Annotated in this window: 25 protein-coding genes and 1 pseudogene; 3 read left to right on the top strand and 23 right to left on the bottom strand. The window is 62.8% G+C overall.

Annotated elements, in window-relative coordinates:
• Window positions 1–5: 5 nt before the first annotated feature.
• The 9 genes from era to rpoE are packed head-to-tail and all read right to left on the bottom strand — an operon-like array spanning window position 6 to window position 7278.
• Window positions 6–890 (bottom strand): GTPase Era, encoded by an 885-nt coding sequence (era, locus tag AC0KWY_RS02775; protein WP_474028129.1) that lies wholly within the window; start codon window positions 888–890, stop codon window positions 6–8.
• Window positions 887–1555, bottom strand: a complete 669-nt coding sequence (rnc, locus tag AC0KWY_RS02770; protein ID WP_474028128.1) for a ribonuclease III — start codon at window positions 1553–1555, stop codon at window positions 887–889. The genes era and rnc overlap by 4 nt, the downstream gene beginning before the upstream one ends.
• A 2-nt stretch (window positions 1556–1557) precedes the next feature.
• Window positions 1558–1911 (bottom strand): DUF4845 domain-containing protein, encoded by a 354-nt coding sequence (locus AC0KWY_RS02765; protein ID WP_474028127.1) that lies wholly within the window; start codon window positions 1909–1911, stop codon window positions 1558–1560.
• A gap of 10 nt (window positions 1912–1921) precedes the next feature.
• On the bottom strand, window positions 1922–2710 hold the full coding sequence (gene lepB / locus AC0KWY_RS02760; protein WP_474028126.1) for a signal peptidase I: 789 nt from the start codon (window positions 2708–2710) through the stop codon (window positions 1922–1924).
• An 8-nt stretch (window positions 2711–2718) separates the two neighbouring features.
• The gene (gene lepA, locus AC0KWY_RS02755; protein WP_474028125.1) at window positions 2719–4509 is read right to left on the bottom strand and encodes a translation elongation factor 4; all 1791 of its coding nucleotides are present in this window, start codon (window positions 4507–4509) and stop codon (window positions 2719–2721) included.
• A 58-nt stretch (window positions 4510–4567) separates the two neighbouring features.
• Entirely contained in the window at window positions 4568–4813 is a 246-nt protein-coding gene (locus AC0KWY_RS02750; RefSeq protein WP_474028124.1) for a glutaredoxin family protein, read from the bottom strand.
• A complete protein-coding gene (locus tag AC0KWY_RS02745; RefSeq protein WP_474028123.1) occupies window positions 4803–6227 on the bottom strand; it encodes a DegQ family serine endoprotease in 1425 nt (474 codons plus the stop codon). The genes AC0KWY_RS02750 and AC0KWY_RS02745 overlap by 11 nt, the downstream gene beginning before the upstream one ends.
• Window positions 6224–6676 carry a SoxR reducing system RseC family protein gene (locus AC0KWY_RS02740; RefSeq protein ID WP_474029695.1) on the bottom strand — a complete coding sequence of 151 codons (453 nt, stop codon included), beginning with the start codon at window positions 6674–6676 and terminating at the stop codon, window positions 6224–6226. The genes AC0KWY_RS02745 and AC0KWY_RS02740 overlap by 4 nt, the downstream gene beginning before the upstream one ends.
• 2 nt (window positions 6677–6678) lie before the next feature.
• Window positions 6679–7278, bottom strand: coding sequence for an RNA polymerase sigma factor RpoE (rpoE, locus tag AC0KWY_RS02735; RefSeq protein WP_474028122.1), 600 nt, complete (start codon window positions 7276–7278; stop codon window positions 6679–6681).
• A gap of 150 nt (window positions 7279–7428) precedes the next feature.
• On the opposite strand from rpoE, the pseudogene nadB reads away from it, so the two are divergent.
• A pseudogene (gene nadB / locus AC0KWY_RS02730) lies at window positions 7429–9010 on the top strand (L-aspartate oxidase).
• Here the strand turns inward: nadB and AC0KWY_RS02725 are convergent.
• The 9 genes from AC0KWY_RS02725 to AC0KWY_RS02685 all read right to left on the bottom strand — a co-directional run bounded on the left by AC0KWY_RS02725 (window position 8982) and on the right by AC0KWY_RS02685 (window position 15494).
• Window positions 8982–9425: a protein YgfX gene (locus tag AC0KWY_RS02725; protein ID WP_474028121.1), complete on the bottom strand. Its 444-nt coding sequence runs from the start codon at window positions 9423–9425 to the stop codon at window positions 8982–8984. The pseudogene nadB and the gene AC0KWY_RS02725 sit on opposite strands and share 29 nt — an antisense overlap.
• Before the next feature lie 26 nt (window positions 9426–9451).
• Window positions 9452–10687 carry a beta-ketoacyl-ACP synthase II gene (gene fabF / locus AC0KWY_RS02720; protein WP_474028120.1) on the bottom strand — a complete coding sequence of 412 codons (1236 nt, stop codon included), beginning with the start codon at window positions 10685–10687 and terminating at the stop codon, window positions 9452–9454.
• Window positions 10688–10762: 75 nt separating this feature from the next.
• On the bottom strand, window positions 10763–10999 hold the full coding sequence (gene acpP, locus AC0KWY_RS02715) for an acyl carrier protein (protein WP_028995618.1): 237 nt from the start codon (window positions 10997–10999) through the stop codon (window positions 10763–10765).
• A 73-nt stretch (window positions 11000–11072) separates the two neighbouring features.
• Entirely contained in the window at window positions 11073–11813 is a 741-nt protein-coding gene (fabG, locus tag AC0KWY_RS02710; protein WP_474028119.1) for a 3-oxoacyl-ACP reductase FabG, read from the bottom strand.
• Window positions 11814–11819: 6 nt separating this feature from the next.
• Window positions 11820–12746: an ACP S-malonyltransferase gene (gene fabD, locus AC0KWY_RS02705; RefSeq protein ID WP_474028118.1), complete on the bottom strand. Its 927-nt coding sequence runs from the start codon at window positions 12744–12746 to the stop codon at window positions 11820–11822.
• A gap of 16 nt (window positions 12747–12762) precedes the next feature.
• The gene (locus AC0KWY_RS02700) at window positions 12763–13722 is read right to left on the bottom strand and encodes a beta-ketoacyl-ACP synthase III (protein WP_474028117.1); all 960 of its coding nucleotides are present in this window, start codon (window positions 13720–13722) and stop codon (window positions 12763–12765) included.
• 2 nt (window positions 13723–13724) lie between these two features.
• The gene (plsX, locus tag AC0KWY_RS02695) at window positions 13725–14753 is read right to left on the bottom strand and encodes a phosphate acyltransferase PlsX (RefSeq protein WP_474028116.1); all 1029 of its coding nucleotides are present in this window, start codon (window positions 14751–14753) and stop codon (window positions 13725–13727) included.
• A gap of 54 nt (window positions 14754–14807) precedes the next feature.
• A complete protein-coding gene (gene rpmF / locus AC0KWY_RS02690; RefSeq protein ID WP_374326458.1) occupies window positions 14808–14987 on the bottom strand; it encodes a 50S ribosomal protein L32 in 180 nt (59 codons plus the stop codon).
• An 18-nt stretch (window positions 14988–15005) separates the two neighbouring features.
• Window positions 15006–15494, bottom strand: a complete 489-nt coding sequence (locus tag AC0KWY_RS02685) for a YceD family protein (protein ID WP_474028115.1) — start codon at window positions 15492–15494, stop codon at window positions 15006–15008.
• 114 nt (window positions 15495–15608) lie between these two features.
• Here AC0KWY_RS02685 and AC0KWY_RS02680 point away from each other — a divergent pair, with 114 nt between their 5' ends.
• The gene (locus AC0KWY_RS02680; protein ID WP_474028114.1) at window positions 15609–16187 is read left to right on the top strand and encodes a Maf family protein; all 579 of its coding nucleotides are present in this window, start codon (window positions 15609–15611) and stop codon (window positions 16185–16187) included.
• Entirely contained in the window at window positions 16187–16894 is a 708-nt protein-coding gene (locus AC0KWY_RS02675) for an SAM-dependent methyltransferase (RefSeq protein WP_474028113.1), read from the top strand. Before AC0KWY_RS02680 ends, AC0KWY_RS02675 begins: the two co-directional genes overlap by 1 nt.
• Here AC0KWY_RS02675 and AC0KWY_RS02670 read toward each other — a convergent pair whose 3' ends face one another.
• The 5 genes from AC0KWY_RS02670 to AC0KWY_RS02650 are packed head-to-tail and all read right to left on the bottom strand — an operon-like array spanning window position 16895 to window position 20185.
• Window positions 16895–17854, bottom strand: a complete 960-nt coding sequence (locus AC0KWY_RS02670; RefSeq protein WP_474028112.1) for a S49 family peptidase — start codon at window positions 17852–17854, stop codon at window positions 16895–16897.
• Window positions 17847–18206, bottom strand: a complete 360-nt coding sequence (locus AC0KWY_RS02665) for a Rieske (2Fe-2S) protein (RefSeq protein ID WP_474028111.1) — start codon at window positions 18204–18206, stop codon at window positions 17847–17849. Before AC0KWY_RS02665 ends, AC0KWY_RS02670 begins: the two co-directional genes overlap by 8 nt.
• Window positions 18185–18835: an HAD family hydrolase gene (locus tag AC0KWY_RS02660; protein WP_474028110.1), complete on the bottom strand. Its 651-nt coding sequence runs from the start codon at window positions 18833–18835 to the stop codon at window positions 18185–18187. Before AC0KWY_RS02660 ends, AC0KWY_RS02665 begins: the two co-directional genes overlap by 22 nt.
• Window positions 18832–19836 carry an RluA family pseudouridine synthase gene (locus AC0KWY_RS02655; protein ID WP_474028109.1) on the bottom strand — a complete coding sequence of 335 codons (1005 nt, stop codon included), beginning with the start codon at window positions 19834–19836 and terminating at the stop codon, window positions 18832–18834. The genes AC0KWY_RS02660 and AC0KWY_RS02655 overlap by 4 nt, the downstream gene beginning before the upstream one ends.
• A gap of 22 nt (window positions 19837–19858) precedes the next feature.
• The gene (locus AC0KWY_RS02650; RefSeq protein ID WP_474028108.1) at window positions 19859–20185 is read right to left on the bottom strand and encodes a hypothetical protein; all 327 of its coding nucleotides are present in this window, start codon (window positions 20183–20185) and stop codon (window positions 19859–19861) included.
• Window positions 20186–20220 lie beyond the last annotated feature (35 nt).

Raw genomic sequence — 20220 nt, 5'->3', positions numbered from 1 at the left:
GTGGCTTACTCGTAGCCGAGGCTCTTGAGCAGGCGCTCGTCGTCGTTCCAGCCCGACTTCACCTTGACCCAGACTTCGAGATAGACCTTGCCGTCGAACAGCCGCTCCATGTCCTGGCGCGCCTCGCTGGCGATGCGCTTCAGCGATTCGCCGCCCTTGCCAATGACGATCGCCTTGTGGCTTTCGCGGTCGACAACGATGGCGGCGAAGATGCGGCGCAGGTTGCCCTCGACTTCGAATTTCTCGATCTCGACGGCGGTGGCGTAAGGCAGTTCGTCGCCGAGCAGGCGGAAGACCTTCTCGCGGATGTATTCGGCGGCAAGGAAACGCTCCGACTTGTCAGTCAGATCGTCTTCCGGGAACATCAGGCCCTCGTTCGGCAGGTGCTTGCGCGCCTCCTTGAGCAGGTCCTGCGTCTGCCGGCCCTTGGCGGCGCTGACCGGGACCACGGCGGTGTAGTCGAAATCGGCCGAGACCTCGGCGAGGAAAGGCAGCAGGGCTTCCCGGTTCTTCAGCAGGTCGGTCTTGTTGATGACCAGGATCACCGGCCGGTCCTTCGGTAGCAGGCGCACCACCGCCTTGTCCTTGGCGTCGTAGCGGCCGGCCTCGATGACGAAGAGGACGAGATCGACGTCGTTCAATGTCTGCGTCACGCCACGGTTCATCGCCCGGTTCAGCGCGTTCGAGAACTTGGTCTGGAAGCCCGGCGTATCGACGAAGACGAACTGGGCGTCGGCTTCGGTCAGGATGCCGGTGATGCGGTGCCGGGTGGTCTGCGCCTTGCGCGAGACGATGCTGATCTTCTCGCCGATCAGGTGGTTGAGCAGCGTCGACTTGCCGACATTGGGGCGGCCGACGATGGCGATGTAGCCGGAGCGGATTTCGGTCATGGATTGAGGGCTTTCAAGGCCGCTTCGGCGGCGTTCTGTTCGGCGATGCGGCGGCTGCTGCCGCACCCCTGGGACCGCAGCGCCGGCTGATCGATTTCGCAGGCAACAACGAAGGACTGTTCATGGGCGGCACCGCTGGTTTCCAGCAGCACATAGCGCGGCAGCGGTTTCTTGCGCCCCTGCAGGAACTCCTGCAACCGCGTCTTGGCGTCTTTCTGGAACTGCCCCGGCTTGAGTTCATCGATCATTGGCGCATACAGGCGGGAAATCGCGTTGCTCGCCACGTCGAAACCGGCGTCGAGATAAATCGCGCCGAAGATCGCTTCCAGCGCATCGGCGAGGATGGAGGGGCGCGTCGCGCCACCGCTTTTCAGTTCGCCTTCGCCCAGGCGCAGAAATTTGCCGATTTCCAGCTGCTGCGCCAGCAGGTGCAGGCTCTCCTGGCGCACCAGGTTGGCGCGCAGGCGCGACAGATCACCTTCGGGCAAGGTCGGAAAGCGATGATAGAGCGCCGCGGCGATGACGCAATCGAGGATGCCATCGCCGAGAAATTCCAGCCGTTCGTTATTGGGCGTGCCGAAACTGCGATGGGTCAGCGCCGTCCGCAACAACGCCGGATCGGCAAAGCGATGGCCGATCCGCTCGGCTACGGTCTGCAAGGTCATGCCTACTTGGCAGTCGACCCCTTGAATTCGATCAGCAGGCTGGTATTACCGAACAAGGGAATCTTTTTGTCGTAGGCGAATTCGATGACGAGTTGCCCGCGGCTGTTCTTGGTGATGTCGAGATTTTTCGAAGAGAAGGCCAGTTGGTCGACTTCGGCAAATTTCTCGAAGGAGTTGCGCAACTCGGGTACCGTCGCTTCCGGCTTGGCTTTCTCGACCACCGCCTTGATCCCGTTGAGAATCTTGTAATACTCGATGACCGAAGGAACGACCTTCATGCCCAGAACGGCCACGAGGATGAGGACGATGCCCCAAAGAATCAAACCGGTCAGTGCCACGCCGCGTTGATGTTTCATTACTCTCACCTTACCTGAACGAACCGATGCGGCTGAAATCGCTGAAATTCAGCCAGATGAAAAATGCCTTGCCGACGATGTTCTCTTCCGGCACAAAACCCCAGGCACGACTGTCGCGACTGTTGTCGCGATTGTCACCCATCATGAAGTAATGACCGTCCGGCACCTTGCAAGTCACGCCACTGGCATTGTAATTGCAATTATCCCGGTAGGGAAAGGACGATACGCCGGGGATGAAGGCCGGGGCATCGGCGTCGTTGAGCACGCGATGCTCGGCTTCGCCGAACTTTTCCGAAAACTGCTGCGAGTAGTACAGGCGCTCGGCGTGCAGGAAATCGGCTTCCGGCTTCATCGCTACCGGCTTGCCGTTGATGCGCAAATGCTTGTTGTGGTACTCGATGGTATCGCCCGGCAGCCCGACGACGCGCTTGATGTAGTCGAGCGACGGATCCTCCGGGTAGCGGAAGACCATGACATCGCCGCGCTGCGGATCGCCAACTTCGATCACCTTGGTGTTGATCACCGGCAGGCGGATGCCGTAGGCGTACTTGTTGACCAGGATGTAGTCGCCGACCAGCAGCGTCGGGATCATCGAGCCGGAGGGAATCTTGAACGGCTCGAAGAGGAAGGAACGGAGCACGAAGACGATCAGGATCACCGGGAAGAAATCGGCGCCCCACTCCACCCACAACGGCTGCTTGTCGTTGGCAGCACGCAGTTTGCGGAACTTGACGATATCGATTGCGTAGAGGATGCCGGTGACGACGGTCAGGACGAGGAGGATCAGGGCAAAGTTCATGCGTTATCTCAGTTATCGACGCGCAGCACGGCGAGGAAGGCTTCCTGCGGAATCTCGACCGAGCCGACCTGCTTCATGCGCTTCTTGCCGGCCTTCTGCTTTTCGAGCAGCTTCTTCTTGCGGGTGATGTCGCCGCCGTAGCACTTGGCGAGCACGTCCTTGCGCATCGCCTTGACGTTTTCGCGGGCGATGATGTGCGAGCCGATGGCGGCCTGGATGGCGACGTCGTACATCTGGCGCGGAATCAGCTCGCGCATCTTGGAGGCCAGTTCGCGGCCGCGGTATTGCGAATTGGAGCGGTGCACGATCAGCGACAGCGCATCGACCTTCTCACCGTTGATCAGGATGTCGAGCTTGACCACGTCGGCGGCGCGGTATTCCTTGAAATCGTAGTCGAGCGAGGCGTAGCCCTTGGAGCAGGATTTTAGCTTGTCGAAGAAATCCATGACCACTTCGGCCATCGGCATTTCATAGACCAGCTTCACCTGGCGGCCGTGATAGTGCATGTCGACCTGGTTGCCGCGCTTCTGGTTGCACAGCGTGATGACGTTGCCGAGGTAATCCTGCGGCACGAAGATGGTGGCGGTGATGATCGGCTCGCGCACCTCCTCGACCTTGCTGACTTCCGGCAGCTTGGCCGGATTCTCGACCTGGATCACCGAGCCGTCGCGCTGCACGACTTCGTAGACGACGGTCGGCGCCGTCGTGATCAGGTCCTGGTCGAACTCGCGCTCCAGGCGCTCCTGGACGATTTCCATGTGCAGCAGGCCGAGGAAGCCGCAGCGGAAGCCGAAGCCGAGCGCCTGCGAGACTTCCGGCTCGTACTGCAGCGAGGCATCGTTAAGCTTGAGCTTTTCCAGCGCTTCGCGCAGCGAATCGTACTGGTTCGACTCGACTGGGTAGAGACCGGCGAACACCTGCGGCTTGATTTCCTTGAAACCGGGCAGTGGTGCATCAGCCTTGCGGTCGGCCAGGGTGATCGTGTCGCCGACCTTGGCCGCCTTCAGCTCCTTGATTCCGGAGATCACGAAGCCGACCTCGCCGGCCTTCAGCGACGGGCGCTGCAGCGACTTCGGCGTGAACACGCCAACCTGCTCGCACAATTGGGTGGCGCCGGTGGCCATGAAATACAGCTTGTCTTTCGGCTTCATCTCGCCATCGACAACGCGCACCAGCATGACGACGCCGACGTAGTTGTCGAACCACGAGTCGATGATCAGCGCCTTCAGTGGCGCTTCCAGGTTGCCCTGGGGCGGCGGCACGCGGGCGATCACGGCTTCGAGGATGTCCTCGACGCCGAGTCCGGTCTTGGCCGAAGCAAGGACCGCGTCGGTGGCGTCGATGCCGATCACGTCCTCGATTTCCTGGCGGGCGGTATCGGGATCGGCCGACGGCAGGTCGATCTTGTTCAGCACCGGCAGCACTTCGACGTCGAGCTCGATCGCCGTGTAGCAGTTGGCCACCGTCTGCGCCTCGACGCCCTGCGAGGCATCGACGACCAGCAGCGCGCCCTCGCAGGCCGACAGCGAACGCGAGACTTCGTAGGAGAAGTTGACGTGTCCGGGCGTGTCGATCAGGTTCAGGTTGTACACCTTGCCGTCGCGCGCCTTGTACTGCAGCGCCGCCGTCTGTGCCTTGATGGTGATGCCACGCTCACGCTCGATATCCATCGAATCGAGCACCTGCGCCTCCATTTCGCGGTCGGACAGGCCGCCGCAGAGATGAATGATGCGATCGGCCAGGGTCGATTTGCCGTGGTCGATGTGGGCGATGATCGAAAAGTTGCGGATATGGTCCATTGCAGCCAGTAAAAAAGGGCGCGCTCGGCGCCCTTCAAGATTCGGAAGACCGTGAATTCTAGCGGATTCCGCTCAAATATTCACGGGTTTTGGCGGCGTCCAGGAAGTGGTGGCAAAGCTCGGTTTCACCGTGCAGCAACACCGGCACCTGTTCGTCGTAGCGGGCTTCGAGTTCGGGATCGGCATCGACGTCGATCACCCGGACGGTAGCACCGAACTCGTCGAGCAGAGGCGCCAGCGCTTCCTCCATGTCGTGGCAGAGGTGGCAGTAGCCACGGCCGAGCAGCGTCAGTTCAATGGCCATTGATTCCCCGGATGGTAACGAAATTCTGCATGCCGCCGCGCCGGATCAGCAAGGTGACCGCGCTCATCTTGTCGAATTGCGCCAGCAGGCGGTTGAATTGATCGACCGTCTTCACTTCCGTCGTCGTCCCGCGACCGATCACCGCAACGATGATGTCACCCGGCTGCAGGTCGGCGCGCGCTCCCGGCGCACGCACCTCCTCGATCAGCAAACCACCGGCGATGCCGGCCTCGCGACGTTGCTCGGCAGAAAGTTCTTTGAGCACCAGTCCGAGGCGGTTGCCCCCCTGGGCCGGCGCCTTGCCACTACGGGCGGGTTTTCCCGTTGCCGGTTCGTCGTCGGCGACCTTGGCAATGACCACGTTCAGGTCGCGCAGCTTGCCCTTGCGCCAGACCTGTACGACCGAGCGCGTCCCCGGCGGGGTCGCCGCCACCAGCCTTGGCAACTCGGCGGAAGCATTGATCGGCTTGCCATCGAAACGCAGGATCACGTCTCCCGTCTCGATGCCGGCCTTGGCGGCCGGCCCATCGGCGTCGACGGCATTGACGATGGCGCCCTGCGGGCGACTCAAGCCCAGAGATTCGGCCAGTTCCCGGCTGACTTCCTGAATCACCACGCCGAGACGCCCGCGGTTGACCTTGCCGGTGGCCCGCAATTGCTGCTGGATCTCCATCGCCACATCGATCGGAATGGCGAAGGAAACCCCCATGTAGCCACCGCTGCGACTGTAGATCTGCGAGTTGATGCCGATCACCTCACCCGCCATGTTGAACAGCGGACCGCCGGAATTGCCGGGATTGATCGCCACGTCGGTCTGGATGAAGGGAACGTAGTTTTCCTGCGGCAAGGCGCGCCCCTTGGCGGAAACGATCCCGGCCGTCACCGAGTTGTCGAATCCGAAGGGCGAACCGATCGCCACCACCCATTCGCCCACCCGCAGCTTCTCAGGATTGCCCAGCCGCACCACCGGCAAAGCATTGGCCTCGATCTTGATCAAGGCGACATCGCTGCGCTTGTCGGCGCCAACGGTGCGGGCCTTGAATTCGCGCTTGTCGGTAAGGCGGACGACAACCTCGTCGGCCCCCTCGATGACGTGCGCGTTGGTCAGAATATAGCCGTCGCCGCCGATGATGAACCCGGAGCCGAGCGAGCGGTTCTCGAATTCGCGTGGCACCGCCCCGGCGCCGGGAACTTTCGGGAAGAAGCGCCGGAAGAACTCGAAAGCGGGATCGCTTTCGTCGAGCGGAAATGGCGAGGTTGACGAGCGTGCGCGGGGCGCCTGCAGGGTGCTGATATTGACGACTGCCGCGCCCTGTTTTTCCGCAAGATCGGCGAAATCCGGCAACGACCGGTTTTGCGCCTGGACAGAACCGACCATCAGGCAACACGCCAGCAAGGCGACAAAGCGCTTCATCGACCGCAGTTCTCCTGCTTGGCCGGCAGGCGGGAAACGATGTACGGCGCCGATACTTCCCCAGCGCCGGGCGCTCGCCGGGCGAGAAACAGGAAGGCCAGCAGCAGCCCGCCAGCAGCGCCCAGCATCGCACCGCCGTCGCCCGCCAACTGTCCGCCGGCCAGCGCACCGGCGAACAGCGCGGCGAGCGGCACGCCATAGGCAAAATTGGCGCTGCGCCGCACGCCGCCCGGGGCAATGGCGATTGCCACGCGATCGCCGACAACGGCGCCGACGGTATTCCGCAGGCGGTAATGACGTGGTCCCGCGGCAAACATCTGGGTCAGGTTCTGGCCGCCGCAGCCACCTTCCTCATGGCAGCGGCCGCATCCCTGTTCAATTTCGACGTCGACCATGTCCACATCGAGCGAGCGGACGATGGCGTGGGCGATGTTCTCTTCCGCGACCATCGTCACCAGCGCCGGTCCGGCGCGATGTCCAGCAAGGGGCGCAACTTGGCGGCAACGGCCTCGCGGGCGCGAAAGATCCGCGAGCGTACCGTGCCGATCGGGCAATCCATCAGACCGGCGATTTCCTCGTAGGAACGCCCCTCGATTTCGCGCAGGACGATCGCCGTCCGCAGCTCCTCGGGCAGGGCATCCATCGCCGCGTTCACCGTTTCGCCAATCTGTTTCGACATCAGCAGGCTTTCCGGCGTATTGATGTCGCGCAGCAGCGCAGCATCCTCGAAGCCTTCGGCTTCGTCGGCGTCGAATTCGGTGCTGGTCGGCGCCCGCCGCCCCTGGGAAACCAGGTAATTCTTGGCCGTATTGATGCCGATCCGGTACAGCCAGGTGTAGAAAGCGCTGTCGCCGCGGAACGACGGCAGCGCTCGGTAGGCCTTGATGAAGGCTTCCTGCGCCACGTCCTCGACTTCGGCCGGATCGCGGATGAAGCGCGACAACAAGCGCCCCAGCTTGCGCTGGTACTTGCTCACCAATTGGTCGAAGGCAGTCTGGTCGCCGCCTTGCGCCCGTTCGACCAGCAACTGATCGACCTCGCGCTCGCTCATGGCCGTATTTCCCTGGGAAGTATTCTTGTCGGAGCGCAGTATAACGCAGCGCCGTAAACCCAATCTCCGACCGCGTGTGATTTTCTGTAACTGCATGAAGCGTTTCCTGCATGCTATATTGCGCGCCGGACCATTTTCCCGAATACCACCGTGCTCAACTTTGATGTGCTCATCATCGGCAGCGGCTTGGCCGGCCAATCCGCCGCGCTGCGGCTCGCCGGACACTGTCGGGTCGCGCTGATCAGCAAGCGCAAGCTCGAGGACTCCGCTTCCGGCTGGGCGCAGGGCGGCATCGCTGCGGTGCTCGACAACCAGGACTCGATCGAAGCGCACATCCGCGACACCTTCGTCGCCGGTGCCTGGCTCAACGACGAGAAGGCCACCCGCTTTGTGGTCGAGAACGGTCGCCACGCCATCGACTGGCTGATCGAGCAAGGCGTCCCCTTCACCAAGGATCAGTCCGGCTACCACCTGACCCGCGAAGGCGGACACAGCGCCCGCCGCGTCATCCACGTCGCCGATGCGACCGGCGCCGCAGTGCAGCAGACGCTGACGGAAAAGGTGCGCAGCAATCCAAACATCACGGTGCTCGAGGATCACATCGCGGTCGACCTGATCACCGGCAGCAAGATCGGCAACGGCGAGAACCGGTGCTACGGCGCCTACGTCCTCGATAACCTGAGCGGCGAAGTCCTCACCGTGGGCGCCCGCAACACGCTGATCGCCACTGGCGGCGCCGGCAAGGTCTATCTGTTCACGACCAATCCCGACACGTTCAACCGGTGACGGCATCGCGATGGCCTGGCGTGCCGGCTGCCGGGTCGCCAACATGGAATTCATCCAGTTCCATCCGACCTGCCTCTACCACCCCAACGCCAAATCCTTCCTGATTTCCGAGGCAGTGCGCGGCGAAGGCGGCCTGCTCAAGCTGCCGGACGGCACCCGCTTCATGCCGGAGCACGACGAGCGCTGCGAACTGGCGCCGCGCGACATCGTTGCCCGCGCCATCGACTTCGAAATGAAGAAACGCGGCCTTGACTGCGTCTATCTCGACATTTCGCACAAGGGCGAAGACTTCATCCGCGAGCACTTCCCGAACATTCACGCGCGCTGCCTGGAGCTGGGCATCGACATCACGCGCGAACCGATCCCGGTCGTCCCGGCAGCCCATTACACCTGTGGCGGCATCGTCTGCGACCTCAACGGCCGCACCGACGTCGAAGGGCTTTACGTTGCCGGCGAAGCCTCGTGCACCGGCCTGCACGGCGCCAACCGGCTGGCCTCGAACTCGCTGCTCGAATGCCTGGTCTTTTCAGAGGCCGCGGTTACCGACATGCTGGCGCAAACGCCCCGCGAACTGCCAGCTCTGCCGCAATGGGACGAAAGCCGGGTCATTGACGCCGACGAGGAAGTCGTCATCTCGCACAACTGGGACGAGTTGCGCCGCTTCATGTGGGATTACGTCGGCATCGTCCGCACCACCAAGCGCCTGCAACGTGCCGAACACCGGGTCCGCTTGCTGAAGCAGGAAATCCACGAGTTCTACTCGCATTTCCGCGTCAGCCACGACCTGATCGAGCTGCGCAACCTGGTGTTGACGGCCGAGTTGATCATCCGCTGTGCAATGCACCGCAAGGAAAGCCGGGGCCTGCACTATTCGCGAGACTTCCCGGAAATGGACAAGCGGGTGCATAACACGGTGCTCACTCCGTCGCGCTGGGAGAGCAACTAAAGACCGCGCGCCAGCGCAGAAAGACCCGCAGGCGGCGGAATTCGTCAGCCGAGGCACTATCCGCGGTGACCAGTACGACATGCGTTTTCCCGCTGCCGGACTCGCGCAGCCGAAACACGCACAAGACGGGATGAACCGTGGCGCCGGGCAGACAGACAGCTGGCCGGAACTCGGCATTTTCCGCCTCGCGCAGGGAAATCCCGCCATCGCGCTCAAGGCGCAACTGGCCTGGCAAGGCCCTCAGCCTGAACCAGACGATCACCTGCATCGGTAGCAGCAGCAGAATGCCGACCGACAGCCAGAAACGGCTCAGCGGCAATAGCGCCACAGCCACGAGCGCAGCCAGGGCGACGACCAGAAAAAGGCCCTGCGAAAATGAAGAACGGTGCAGCCCGATGATGATCGGCAACTGCACCGTCAAACTCCCTGGCGACCAGCGCCTCAGAGGCGCTTGAAGACCAGCGAACCGTTGGTACCGCCGAAGCCGAAGTTGTTCTTCAGCGCGATATCGATCTGCATCGGGCGGGCTGCATTGGCGCAGAAATCCAGATCGCACTCCGGATCCTGATTGAAGATATTGATCGTCGGCGGCGAGATCTGGTGATGGATCGCCAACACCGTGAACAAGGACTCAATGCCCCCCGCGCCACCGAGCAGGTGGCCGGTCATCGACTTGGTCGAATTGACGACGATCGATTTTGCGGCATCGCCGAAGGCCGCCTTGATCGCCTCGCATTCGTTCTTGTCGCCGAGCGGCGTCGAGGTGCCATGGGCATTGACGTACTGAACGTCGGCCGGCGTCACACCGGCATTCTTCAGCGCGTTGACCATCGAGCGACGCGGACCGTCCATGTTCGGGGCGGTGATGTGGTAGGCGTCGGCACTCATGCCGTAACCGGCCACTTCGGCGTAGATCTTCGCGCCACGGGCCTTGGCGTGTTCGTATTCCTCGAGCACCAGAACGCCGGCGCCCTCGCCCAGCACGAAGCCGTCGCGATCCTTGTCCCACGGACGGCTGGCGGTTGCCGGGTCGTCGTTGCGGGTGGACAGCGCACGGGCGGCACAGAAACCACCGAGGCCGAGCGGCGAGACGGTCGATTCGGCACCGCCGGCAACCATCACGTCGGCATCGCCGTACTCGATGATGCGCGCGGCTTCGCCGATCGAATGGGTGCCGGTGGTGCAGGCGGTGACGATCGACAGGTTCGGCCCCTTGAAGCCGAATTCGATCGACAGGTTGCCGGAGATCATGTTGATGATCGAACCGGGAACGAAGAACGGCGATACCTTGCGCACCCCGGCAGCATTGTACTCATCCTTGGTGGCCTCGATCAGCGGCAGGCCGCCGATGCCGGAACCGATGGCGACACCGACCCGTTCGAGATCGGCGACGCCTTCCTGGTCCAGTCCGGCATCGCGTACCGCCTGGATGCCGGCGGCCAGCCCGTAATGGATGAAAGTATCCATGCGCCGGGCATCCTTGGCGGAAATGTACTGGGTGATGTCGAAATTCCTGACCTCACCGGCAAACTGGACCGGGAAGGTGGAGGTATCGAATCGAGTGATCGGCGCGATACCGGTACGGCCGGCGATGATGTTCTGCCAGCCTTCTTCGACGCTGTTGCCGACCGGGGAAATCAGACCCAGGCCGGTAATGACGACTCTGCGACGTGCCAAGATGTGCACTCCGAAAGCAAAAGTAACAAGGCCGGCCTAGCGGGCCGGCCTTGTCGGGGTCAAACCGGAATTGGCTTACTGCTTGTTGGCGAGGATGTAATCGACAGCCTGCTGGACGGTCGTGATCTTCTCGGCCTGGTCGTCCGGAATTTCGCACTCGAATTCCTCTTCCAGCGCCATGACCAGCTCGACGGTGTCCAGCGAATCCGCGCCCAGATCGTCGACGAAGGAGGACTCGTTCTTGATGTCCGCTTCGTTCACACCCAGTTGTTCGGCGACGATCTTCTTGACGCGCTCTACGATGTTATCCATTCGAAAAACTCCTTCCCCCTCGGGGTACGAAAAAAAACGTTGAGATTCTACCAAAAGCCCCGGATTCGGGGAATCAATCCATGAACATGCCACCGTTGACATGCACCGTGGTACCGGTCACATAAGCGCCGGCCGGCGAGACCAGGAAGCCGACGGCACCGGCAACATCCTCCGGCGTGCCGGCCCGACCCAGTGGAATCGACGCCAGCATGGCCGCCTTCTGTTCTTCGGTCAAGGCATGCGTCATGTCGGTGGCGATGAAGCCGGGCGCGACGCAATTGACCGTGATGTTACGACTGCCCAGTTCGCGGGCGAGCGAGCGGGTCAACCCGGCAACCCCGGCCTTGGCTGCGCAGTAGTTGGCTTGCCCCGGATTGCCGGAGTGACCGACGACCGAGGAAATATTGACGATACGGCCGAAACGCGCCTTCATCATGCCGCGCATCAGCGCACGCGACAGCCGGAAAACCGCTTTCAGGTTGGTATCGATGACGGCATCCCATTCATCGTCGCCCATGCGCATCGCCAGATTGTCGCGGGTGATGCCGGCGTTGTTGACGAGGACGGTGATGGCGCCGAATTCCTTGGCCAGGTCGGCGAGCAAGGCATCGCTGGCGGCGCGGTCGGTGACGTTGAGGGCCACCCCGCGCCCGGCGATGCCGGCTTCGCCGAGATAGGCGGAAATCTGGCCGGCACCGGCCTCGCTGGTCGCGGTACCGATCACGGTCGCCCCCTGGCGGCCGAGCTCCAGCGCGATGGCACGGCCGATGCCGCGGGTGGCGCCGGTGACCAGAGCAATCTTGTCGTTCAGCATCTGTTCTTACTCCAGAGAGAGGCTGGCTTCGAGCGAGGCGAGATCGGCCAGAGCGACACCGGCGACGCCATCGGCGCAGCGCTTGGCCAGGCCGGCCAGCACCTTGCCGGGGCCGCACTCGGCCACCGTGGTGATTCCCATCGCCGCCATCTTCTGCACGGTCTCGACCCAGCGCACCGGGTTGTAGGCCTGGCGGACCAGCGCATCGCGAATGCGCAGCGGATCGTTCTCGATCTCGACGTTGACGTTGTTGATCACGGGAATCGACGGCTTCTTCAGGTTCAGCTCGGCCAGACGGGCCGCCAGCTTGTCCGCTGCCGGGCGGATCAGCGACGAGTGGAACGGTGCCGAGACCGGCAGTGCCTTCGCCAGCTTGGCGCCACGCGCTTTACAGGCGGCCATCGCCCGCTCCACCGCCGCCTTGTGGCCGGCGATCACGGTCTGGCCATTGGCGTTGAAATTGACCGGCTCGACGATCTCGCCCTGTGCCGCCTCGTCGCAAGCCGCGGCGATGCCGGCGTTATCGAGGCCGAGTACGGCGGCCATGGCACCGGTACCGAGCGGTACCGCTTCCTGCATCGCCGCGGCACGCAGGCGGACCAGCGGCACCGCGTCCTTGAAATCGATGACGCCGGCGGCAACCAGCGCCGAATATTCGCCCAGGCTATGACCCGCGAGTACGGCCGGGCGGCGACCGCCCTTCTCCAGCCACAGACGCCAGGCGGCGATGCCGGCGGTGAGCATGACCGGCTGGGTATTCACGGTCTGTGCCAACAACTCGGCAGGGCCGTCGGCAACCATCGTCCACAGGTCGTCGCCCAGGGCGGCCGAGGCCTCGTCAAAGGTGGCACGGACCACGCCGGCGTCGCCGTAGGCCGCCATCATGCCAACGCTCTGCGAGCCCTGGCCGGGAAATACGAAAGCAAAAGACATTGCTTGTCTCCTGTTATCAGAATTCGATCAGGGCGGCGCCCCAGGTGAAACCGCCGCCGACACCTTCGACCAGGACTTTCTGCCCGCGCTGGATGCGGCCGTCGCGGACCGCCTCGTCGAGCGCCAGCGGTACCGATGCCGCCGAGGTGTTGCCGTGCCGATCGACAGTGACGACGACCCGCTCGCGGTCGATGCCGAGCTTCCTGCCGGTCGCCTCGATGATGCGGATATTGGCCTGGTGCGGCACCAGCCAGTCGATCGCGGTGGTGGCGATGGCTGCCTTGGCGCAAACCTCTTCCGCCACTTCGGCCAGCACCTTGACGGCAAATTTGAAGACCGCCTGGCCATCCATGCGCAGGAAGGGGTCGCCGGTCACCTGCCCGCCGCAGATCTGGCCGGGAACGTTGAGGATGGCGAACTGGCTGCCGTCGGCATGCAACGCGGTCGCCATGACGCCGGGGCTATCCGAAGCTTCGAGTACCACGGCGCCGGCGCCGTCGCCGAACAACACACAGGTGCCGCGATCATTCCAGTCGAGAATGCGGGAAAAAACCTCGGCGCCGATCACCAGCGCCTTGCGATGGCTGCCGGAAGCGATGAATTTCTCGGCCACGCCCAGCGCATACGTGAAGCCGGCGCAAACCGCCTGAACATCGAAGGCGGCGGCCCCCTTGTTGCCGAGCTGCCCCTGGATGATGCAGGCAGTGCTGGGAAAGATGAAGTCCGGCGTTGACGTTGCGACGATGATCAAATCGATTTCTTCCGCGGCAACACCGGCCATCTCCAGTGCCCGCCGGGCAGCGATCAGGCCGAGCTGGCTTGCCGTCGTCCCCGCTTCCGCCAGATGGCGGCTGCGGATGCCGGTACGGGTGGCGATCCATTCGTCGCTGGTGTCAATGCCGCGCGCTGCCAGGTCGGTATTGCTGACGGGATTGCCCGGCAGGTAGCTGCCGGTGCCGATGACTCGTGCGTACATGCTCAGGCATTCTCCACTGCGACCATGCGGTCCGCGTTCGTTTGCGCCAGCCGTTCGCTGATGCGCTCCAGCACCCTGTTCTCGGCGGCATCGAAAGCGCGGGCGATGGCGTTTCCGAACGACAGCGTATCGGCGGAGCCGTGGCTCTTCACCGAAATACCCTTCAGGCCAAGCAGGATCGCGCCGTTGTAACGGCGGTGGTCGAAACGTTTCTTGAAATTGTTGAGTACCGAAATGGCGATCAGGGCGGCGATCTTGGTCAGCCAGTTGCGCTTGAACTCGCCACGCAGCGACGACGCCAGCATCTGGGCCAGCCCTTCGGAGGTCTTCAGGGCGACGTTGCCGACGAAGCCGTCGCAGACGATGACGTCCGCCTCGCCCTTGTAGATGCCATCGCCCTCGACATTGCCGATGAAGTTCAGACCAGAGTTGCGCAGCAGCTCGGCAGCCGCCTTGACCACTTCGTTGCCCTTGATTTCCTCTTCGCCGATGTTGAGGATACCCACCGTCGGCCGCTCCTTGTGCTCCATCGCGGCCACCAGCATGGCGCCCATGATGCCGAACTGCAGCAGATGTTCGGGGCCGCAATCGACGTTGGCGCCGAGGTCGAGCATGTGCGTGTGGCCATTGAGCGTCGGCAGCGGCGCGCAAATGGCCGGCCGGTCAATGCCCGGCAGCATCTTCAGCACGAAACGCGAAATCGCCATCAGCGCACCGGTGTTACCGGCCGAAACGCAGGCGTCAGCCTCGCCGGACTTGACGAGGTTGATCGCCACGCGCATCGACGAGTCCTTCTTGTTGCGCAGGGCGAGCGCCGGCGATTCGTCCATGCCGACGACTTCGGAGGCGTGCACGACGCGCAGACGGGAATCATCAGCGGCGGCACCGAGCAATGGGCGCAAGACTTCTTCCTGGCCGACCAGGAGAAGATTTGCCGCCGGATGCTCAGCGAGAAAACGGATGGCCGCAGGGACCGTCACCGACGGCCCGTGGTCACCCCCCATGCAATCGATGGCGATGCGGGTTGTCATGGCAAAAGAAAAGGCAGGCACTCCCGAAGGAGGCGCCTGCCCCTTACTTGACGATTACTCGCCCTTGCCCTTGAGGACCTTCTTGCCGCGGTAGAAACCGGTCGGGGAGATGTGGTGACGCAGGTGCGTCTCACCGGTCGTCGGCTCGACGGCGATCGGCGGGGTGGTCAGGAAATCGTGAGCGCGATGCATGCCACGCTTGGACGGGGACTTCTTGTTCTGTTGAACGGCCATTTCTTTACTCCAAAAAAATCAGTTCGGCTTGCCTTTAAGCCCGGACAGCGCTGCGAAGGGATTGACCCGCTCGCCAGCACCGGCCGCACCAGGCAGGCCACATTTTTCATGTCGTGGTGCAACCGGCAAGGACAAAAGAATTTCGTCCTCGACCAGCTCCAGCACATCCAGTTCCTTCTCCACCGGGAGGAAATCCCGGCTGTCGTCTTCCAGATCGTCTTGCGACAGGTCGGCATCAGCCGGAACGAGTTCCAGCAGACTATCGACCTCCAGTTCGAAAGGGATGGCTTCCAGACAACGCTGACACGCCAGCGGAATGTTTCCGCCAACCGTCAGACGCAGCAGCGGCTCGCCGTGATCGCCCTTGAAACCTTCCAGGCGCCAGACAACCTCACCCGACACTTCGGCGAGCAGGTCATGCAAGCGCCCCAATCCGACAACCGCCTGCGTTCCTTCGAGAACGCGCGCATCCCGGGCAAAGGCAAAAGCGTCGTTGATCCTTTTCAATCTAAATCTGTTGCGACTTAAACGGCGGATGATATTATTTTTGGCTCACCAAGTCAAAACAAAGTGTTGCCTCAAGAAGTCGCTGCAACACCTTGTCAAACAAAAACTTTCACGATGCCAACCCTAGTTCTCGCTTCAACATCGCCATATCGCCGCGAATTGCTCGGCCGTCTCGGCCTACCCTTTGTCGTTGCCAATCCACTCACCGACGAAAGCCCGCTTCCCGGCGAAACGCCGGAAGCTCTTGCCTTGCGCCTCGCCGAAGCGAAGGCCAGGGCTGTCGCCGACGCCTATCCGGACGCCCTGATCATCGGCAGCGACCAGGTCGCCACCGTCGACGGCAAAATCCACGGAAAACCGGGCGACCATGCGCGTGCCGTCACTCAATTGCGCGAACTTTCCGGCAAGACAGTCAATTTTTTCACTGGCCTGTGCCTCTACAACAGCCGCAGCGGCCGCAGCCAGATGCGCGGCGTGCCGACACTGGTGAGCTTTCGCCAGCTCACCGACCAGGAAATCGAGAATTACCTGCGCCGCGAGCCCGCCTACAACTGCGCCGGCTCAGCCAAATCCGAGGGGCTGGGGATCGCCCTGCTCGCCGGCCTGCAGGGCGACGACCCGAACGCACTGGTCGGTCTGCCGCTGATTGCGCTGTGCGACATGTTGCGCGATGAAGGCGTGGCGATCCTCTGATGACCGGCACCCTCTACCTGATCCCGGTGCCGCTTGGTCCGAATGCGCCGCAGGACGTCCTGCACCCCGCCGTACTGGCGACCTTGCGTCCCTTGCGCCACTTCGTCGTCGAACAGGCGAAGAGCGCGCGCGCCTTCCTGAAGGCCGCCGGTACCGACCTGCCACTGCAGGAACTGCAGCTCGCCGAACTCAACGAACACACTCGCCCGGCCGAACTCGAGCGCCTGCTGACCCCCTTGCGTGCCGGCCAGGATGTCGGGTTGCTCTCCGAAGCCGGCTGCCCGGCGGTGGCCGACCCGGGCGCCGACCTGGTGGCGCTGGCACAACGCGAGAACATCCGGGTCGCTCCCTTGATCGGCCCGTCATCCCTGCTGCTGGCACTGATGGCCTCCGGACTCAACGGTCAGCGCTTCGCCTTCCAGGGCTACCTGCCAGCCAAAGAGACCGAGCGCACCAAGGCGCTGCGCGAACTCGAGGCTGAATCGCGCAAGCATCGGCAGACGCAACTGTTCATCGAAACGCCCTACCGCAACCGTGCCATGTTCGACGCCATCCTGCAGACCTGCCAGGGTAACACCCGCCTGTGCGTCGCCACTGACCTCAGCCTGCCCGGCGAATCCATCCGCACACGAACGATCGCCGAGTGGAAAAAACAAACGCCGCCCGAAATCGAGCGGCGTCCGACGGTCTTCCTGCTGTTGGCCTGATCAGTACAGCGACGGCGCCGGCAGGCTGCTCGAAAAACCGCGCCAGAAGCTATTGACCGCGCCGGCACCAAGCTTCTTGGCAAAACGTTCGGCGATGTTTTCCTTGATCGTGTAATCGAGCACTTCCTCGACCTTGACCACGTCACGGGCGACGCTGTTGACCGTGCCGAAGTCGTCGGCCAAGCCCAGGCGGATGCTCTGCTCGCCAGTCCACATCAGGCCGGAGAACATTTCCGGGGTTTCCTTGAGGCGCTTGCCGCGCCCTTCACGGACAACGCTGATGAACTGTTCGTGGATGTTCGCCAGCAGGCTTCTGGCGTGCACCTTGTGCTCGTCGGCTTGCGGCGAGAAGGGGTCGAGAAAGCCCTTGTTCTCGCCTGCAGTCAGCAGGCGACGCTCGACACCGAGCTTCTCCATCGTCCCGGTGAAACCGAAACCGTCCATCAATACCCCGATCGAACCGACAACGCTGGCCTTGTTCACGTAGATGCGATCAGCGGCGGCGGCAACGTAATAGCCGCCGGAAGCGCAGACATCCTCGACCACCGCGTAGAGCGGCTTGTCCGGATACTTGGCGCGCTGCCGACGAATCTCGTCATTGACCATGCCAGCCTGCACCGGACTACCGCCGGGGCTGTTGATGCGCAATACGACCGCCTGCGAGTTCGGCGCGTCGAACGCCGCCTTCAGTGCCGAAATCAGGGTTTCCGCATTGGCTTCGGAATTGGCGGCAATGACACCTTGCAGGTCCACCATCGCCACATGCTTGTCGGCCACCTTGGCGCTATCCCATTCGACCAGCGCGATCAGGATGAAGGTCAGGTAACCGAAACCGAGCAATTTGAAGAAGATACCCCAGCGTCGCCTCGCCTTTTGCTCGTCGAGTGTTGCGAACGCGAGTTTTTCCAGGGTCTTGCGCTCCCAGCCGGGATCGTTGTCCGGGCGTTGGAGATTATCCATCGAAGTTTTCCAGCATTAAAAAGACGTCACCCTCGGACTCGAACACCGGCAGGGATTGCAGCCCCCTGCCCTCGCAGCGACCGCCGAGGCAGCGACCGCTATCCGGTGCATACAGCGCGCCATGAATGGCACAGATCAAGTATAACTTGGAATGATCGAAGAACTCGCCCGGCTGCCAGTCGAGTTCGGCCGGTACATGCCCGCATTCGTTGACATAGGCATAGACCCTGCCGCGATAACGGATCGCGAAAGCCGGTCGCTGCCGACCGTTGTGCTCGACGACAAAGCGCACGCCCTTGCCGCTATCCGCCAGCGCGCCGCTGGCACAGATCAGGCGTTGGCCCGCAGCCATGCGTCGAGTTCCGCAACGTCGTGCAGGCAGGCGCGCGGCGCGTGCTCCAGCAAATGCTCGTGCGGGTGCGCGCCGTAGGTAACGGCCAGCGCATCGACGCCGGCATTGCGCGCCATCAGCAGGTCGTGCGAGGTGTCGCCGATCATCACGGTTGCCGTCGGTAAAACACCGAATTCCTGCATCAGCTCCTCGAGCATCTGCGGATGCGGTTTGGAATGGCATTCATCGGCGCAGCGCGAGGCAGAAAAGTAGGGCCGCAAGCCGGAATGGTCGAGCGCCCGTTCCAGGCCAACCCGGCTCTTGCCGGTAGCCACGGCAAGAACGTGTCCAGCACCCTGCAGACGGGCCAGCAGTTCCGGCACGCCAGCGAACAGACTTAATTCGTGATCGCCGGAGAGGTAATGGTGGCGGTAGCGATCTACCATCGCCTGGTAGTTTTCCGGCGCCAGATCCGGCACCGCATGCCGCATCGCGTCGGCCAGCCCGAGGCCGATCACGTGCCGAGCCCGGGCATCGTCCGGCACCGGCAGGTCGAGATCCCGGCAAGCGCACTGGATGGCTCGGACGATGGCCGCTGCCGAATCGAGCAAGGTGCCGTCCCAGTCGAAAACCACGAGTTCGTATTTCATCGTTGCTCCAGGATCTGTTGCAGGTTGTCAGCGGCGAACTCCCGTGGCGCCGCCGCATCGAGCGCGCCGATGTAGTTGCGGATCCCATCCGGCAGCGGTGCCACACAGGTCAGCGGCGCCGCACTGAGCGGATGCCGGAAGACCATGCGCCAGGCGTGCAGGGCCATGCGTTTCAGCCCGGCCGGGCGCAGCCTCTTGTTGAGATTGAAGTCGCCGTATTTCTCGTCACCGAGGATGGGAAAGCCGAGATGCGCGAGATGGACGCGAATCTGGTGCGTGCGCCCGGTCTTCAATTGTGCCTCGAGCAGACTCGCCTCCGGCCAGCGCGCCAGCAGGCGGAACACGGTGTGCGACGCCTTGCCCTCGGCGGCCACCGACACCCGGCGCTCACCGCTTTCGGTCAGGTATTTGAGCAAGGGCGCCTTGACGTTCTGGGTCGTATTCATCCAGCGACCGCGGACCAATACCAGGTAGCGCTTGTCGGCGCCGGCCCCATGTTCGCGGAACATGTCATGCAGCACGGTCAATGCCAGGCGTTTCTTGCCGACCAGCAGGACACCCGAGGTCTCCCGGTCGAGCCGGTGCGCCAGTTCGAGGAACTTGGCCAGCGGCCGTTGCCGGCGCAAGGCCTCGATGACGCCGAAGCTGACGCCACTGCCGCCGTGCACGGCGATTCCCTCGGGCTTATCGATGACCAGCAACGCCTCGTCTTCGTAGATCACCGGAAGTTCGACACGCGTCTTGGCGATTTCGTCGATTTCATCCACCGGTCGTTCGGCGACCCGCATTGGCGGCAAGCGCAAAGTATCGCCGACCTGCAGGCGATAGGTCGCATCGACTCTTCCCTTGTTGATGCGGACCTCGCCGCTGCGCAGGATGCGGTACAGATGGCTCTTCGGAACCCCCTTGCAGTGCCGGACCAGATAGTTGTCCAGGCGCTGCCCGGCAGCCTCTTCGCCGATCACGACATGGGTGACCGAATTGTTACCTGCGCCATTCATTTTCTAATATACTGCCTGCGTTTTACGTCTCTGTTTGCAAGGGATGTCGAACCGTCAGACCGCCCGCCTCGCGCCTTTTGCGCGACTGCCGTGCGGCAGGCCACGAAGTCTCTCCCGTGCCACTTGCCCGGGACAAATTCGCGTAAAACGCCTGGTTAAGTTCACTCACCAAAAGTAGTGATGTTAATGGATTAGCTCGCCTTAAGCACGCACGGATCGCCCGTGGCAGGAATTCCAGATCGCGCATTTGATAAAAAGACTCGCGATATCCAACGATCAGCACATTCATCATCGCCATTGCCTCCACTTCATGACGCAACCCGATAACTGAACCTGTCGCTGCCTGCATGGGCGTTTCGCTGCGGTGTGCCGAAGGCGCGCTGG

Source organism: Azonexus sp. MM2026_4 (assembly GCF_055901855.1).
The sequence above is the reverse complement of the archived record's forward strand: the minus strand, read 5'-3'. Positions and strand labels throughout refer to the sequence as shown.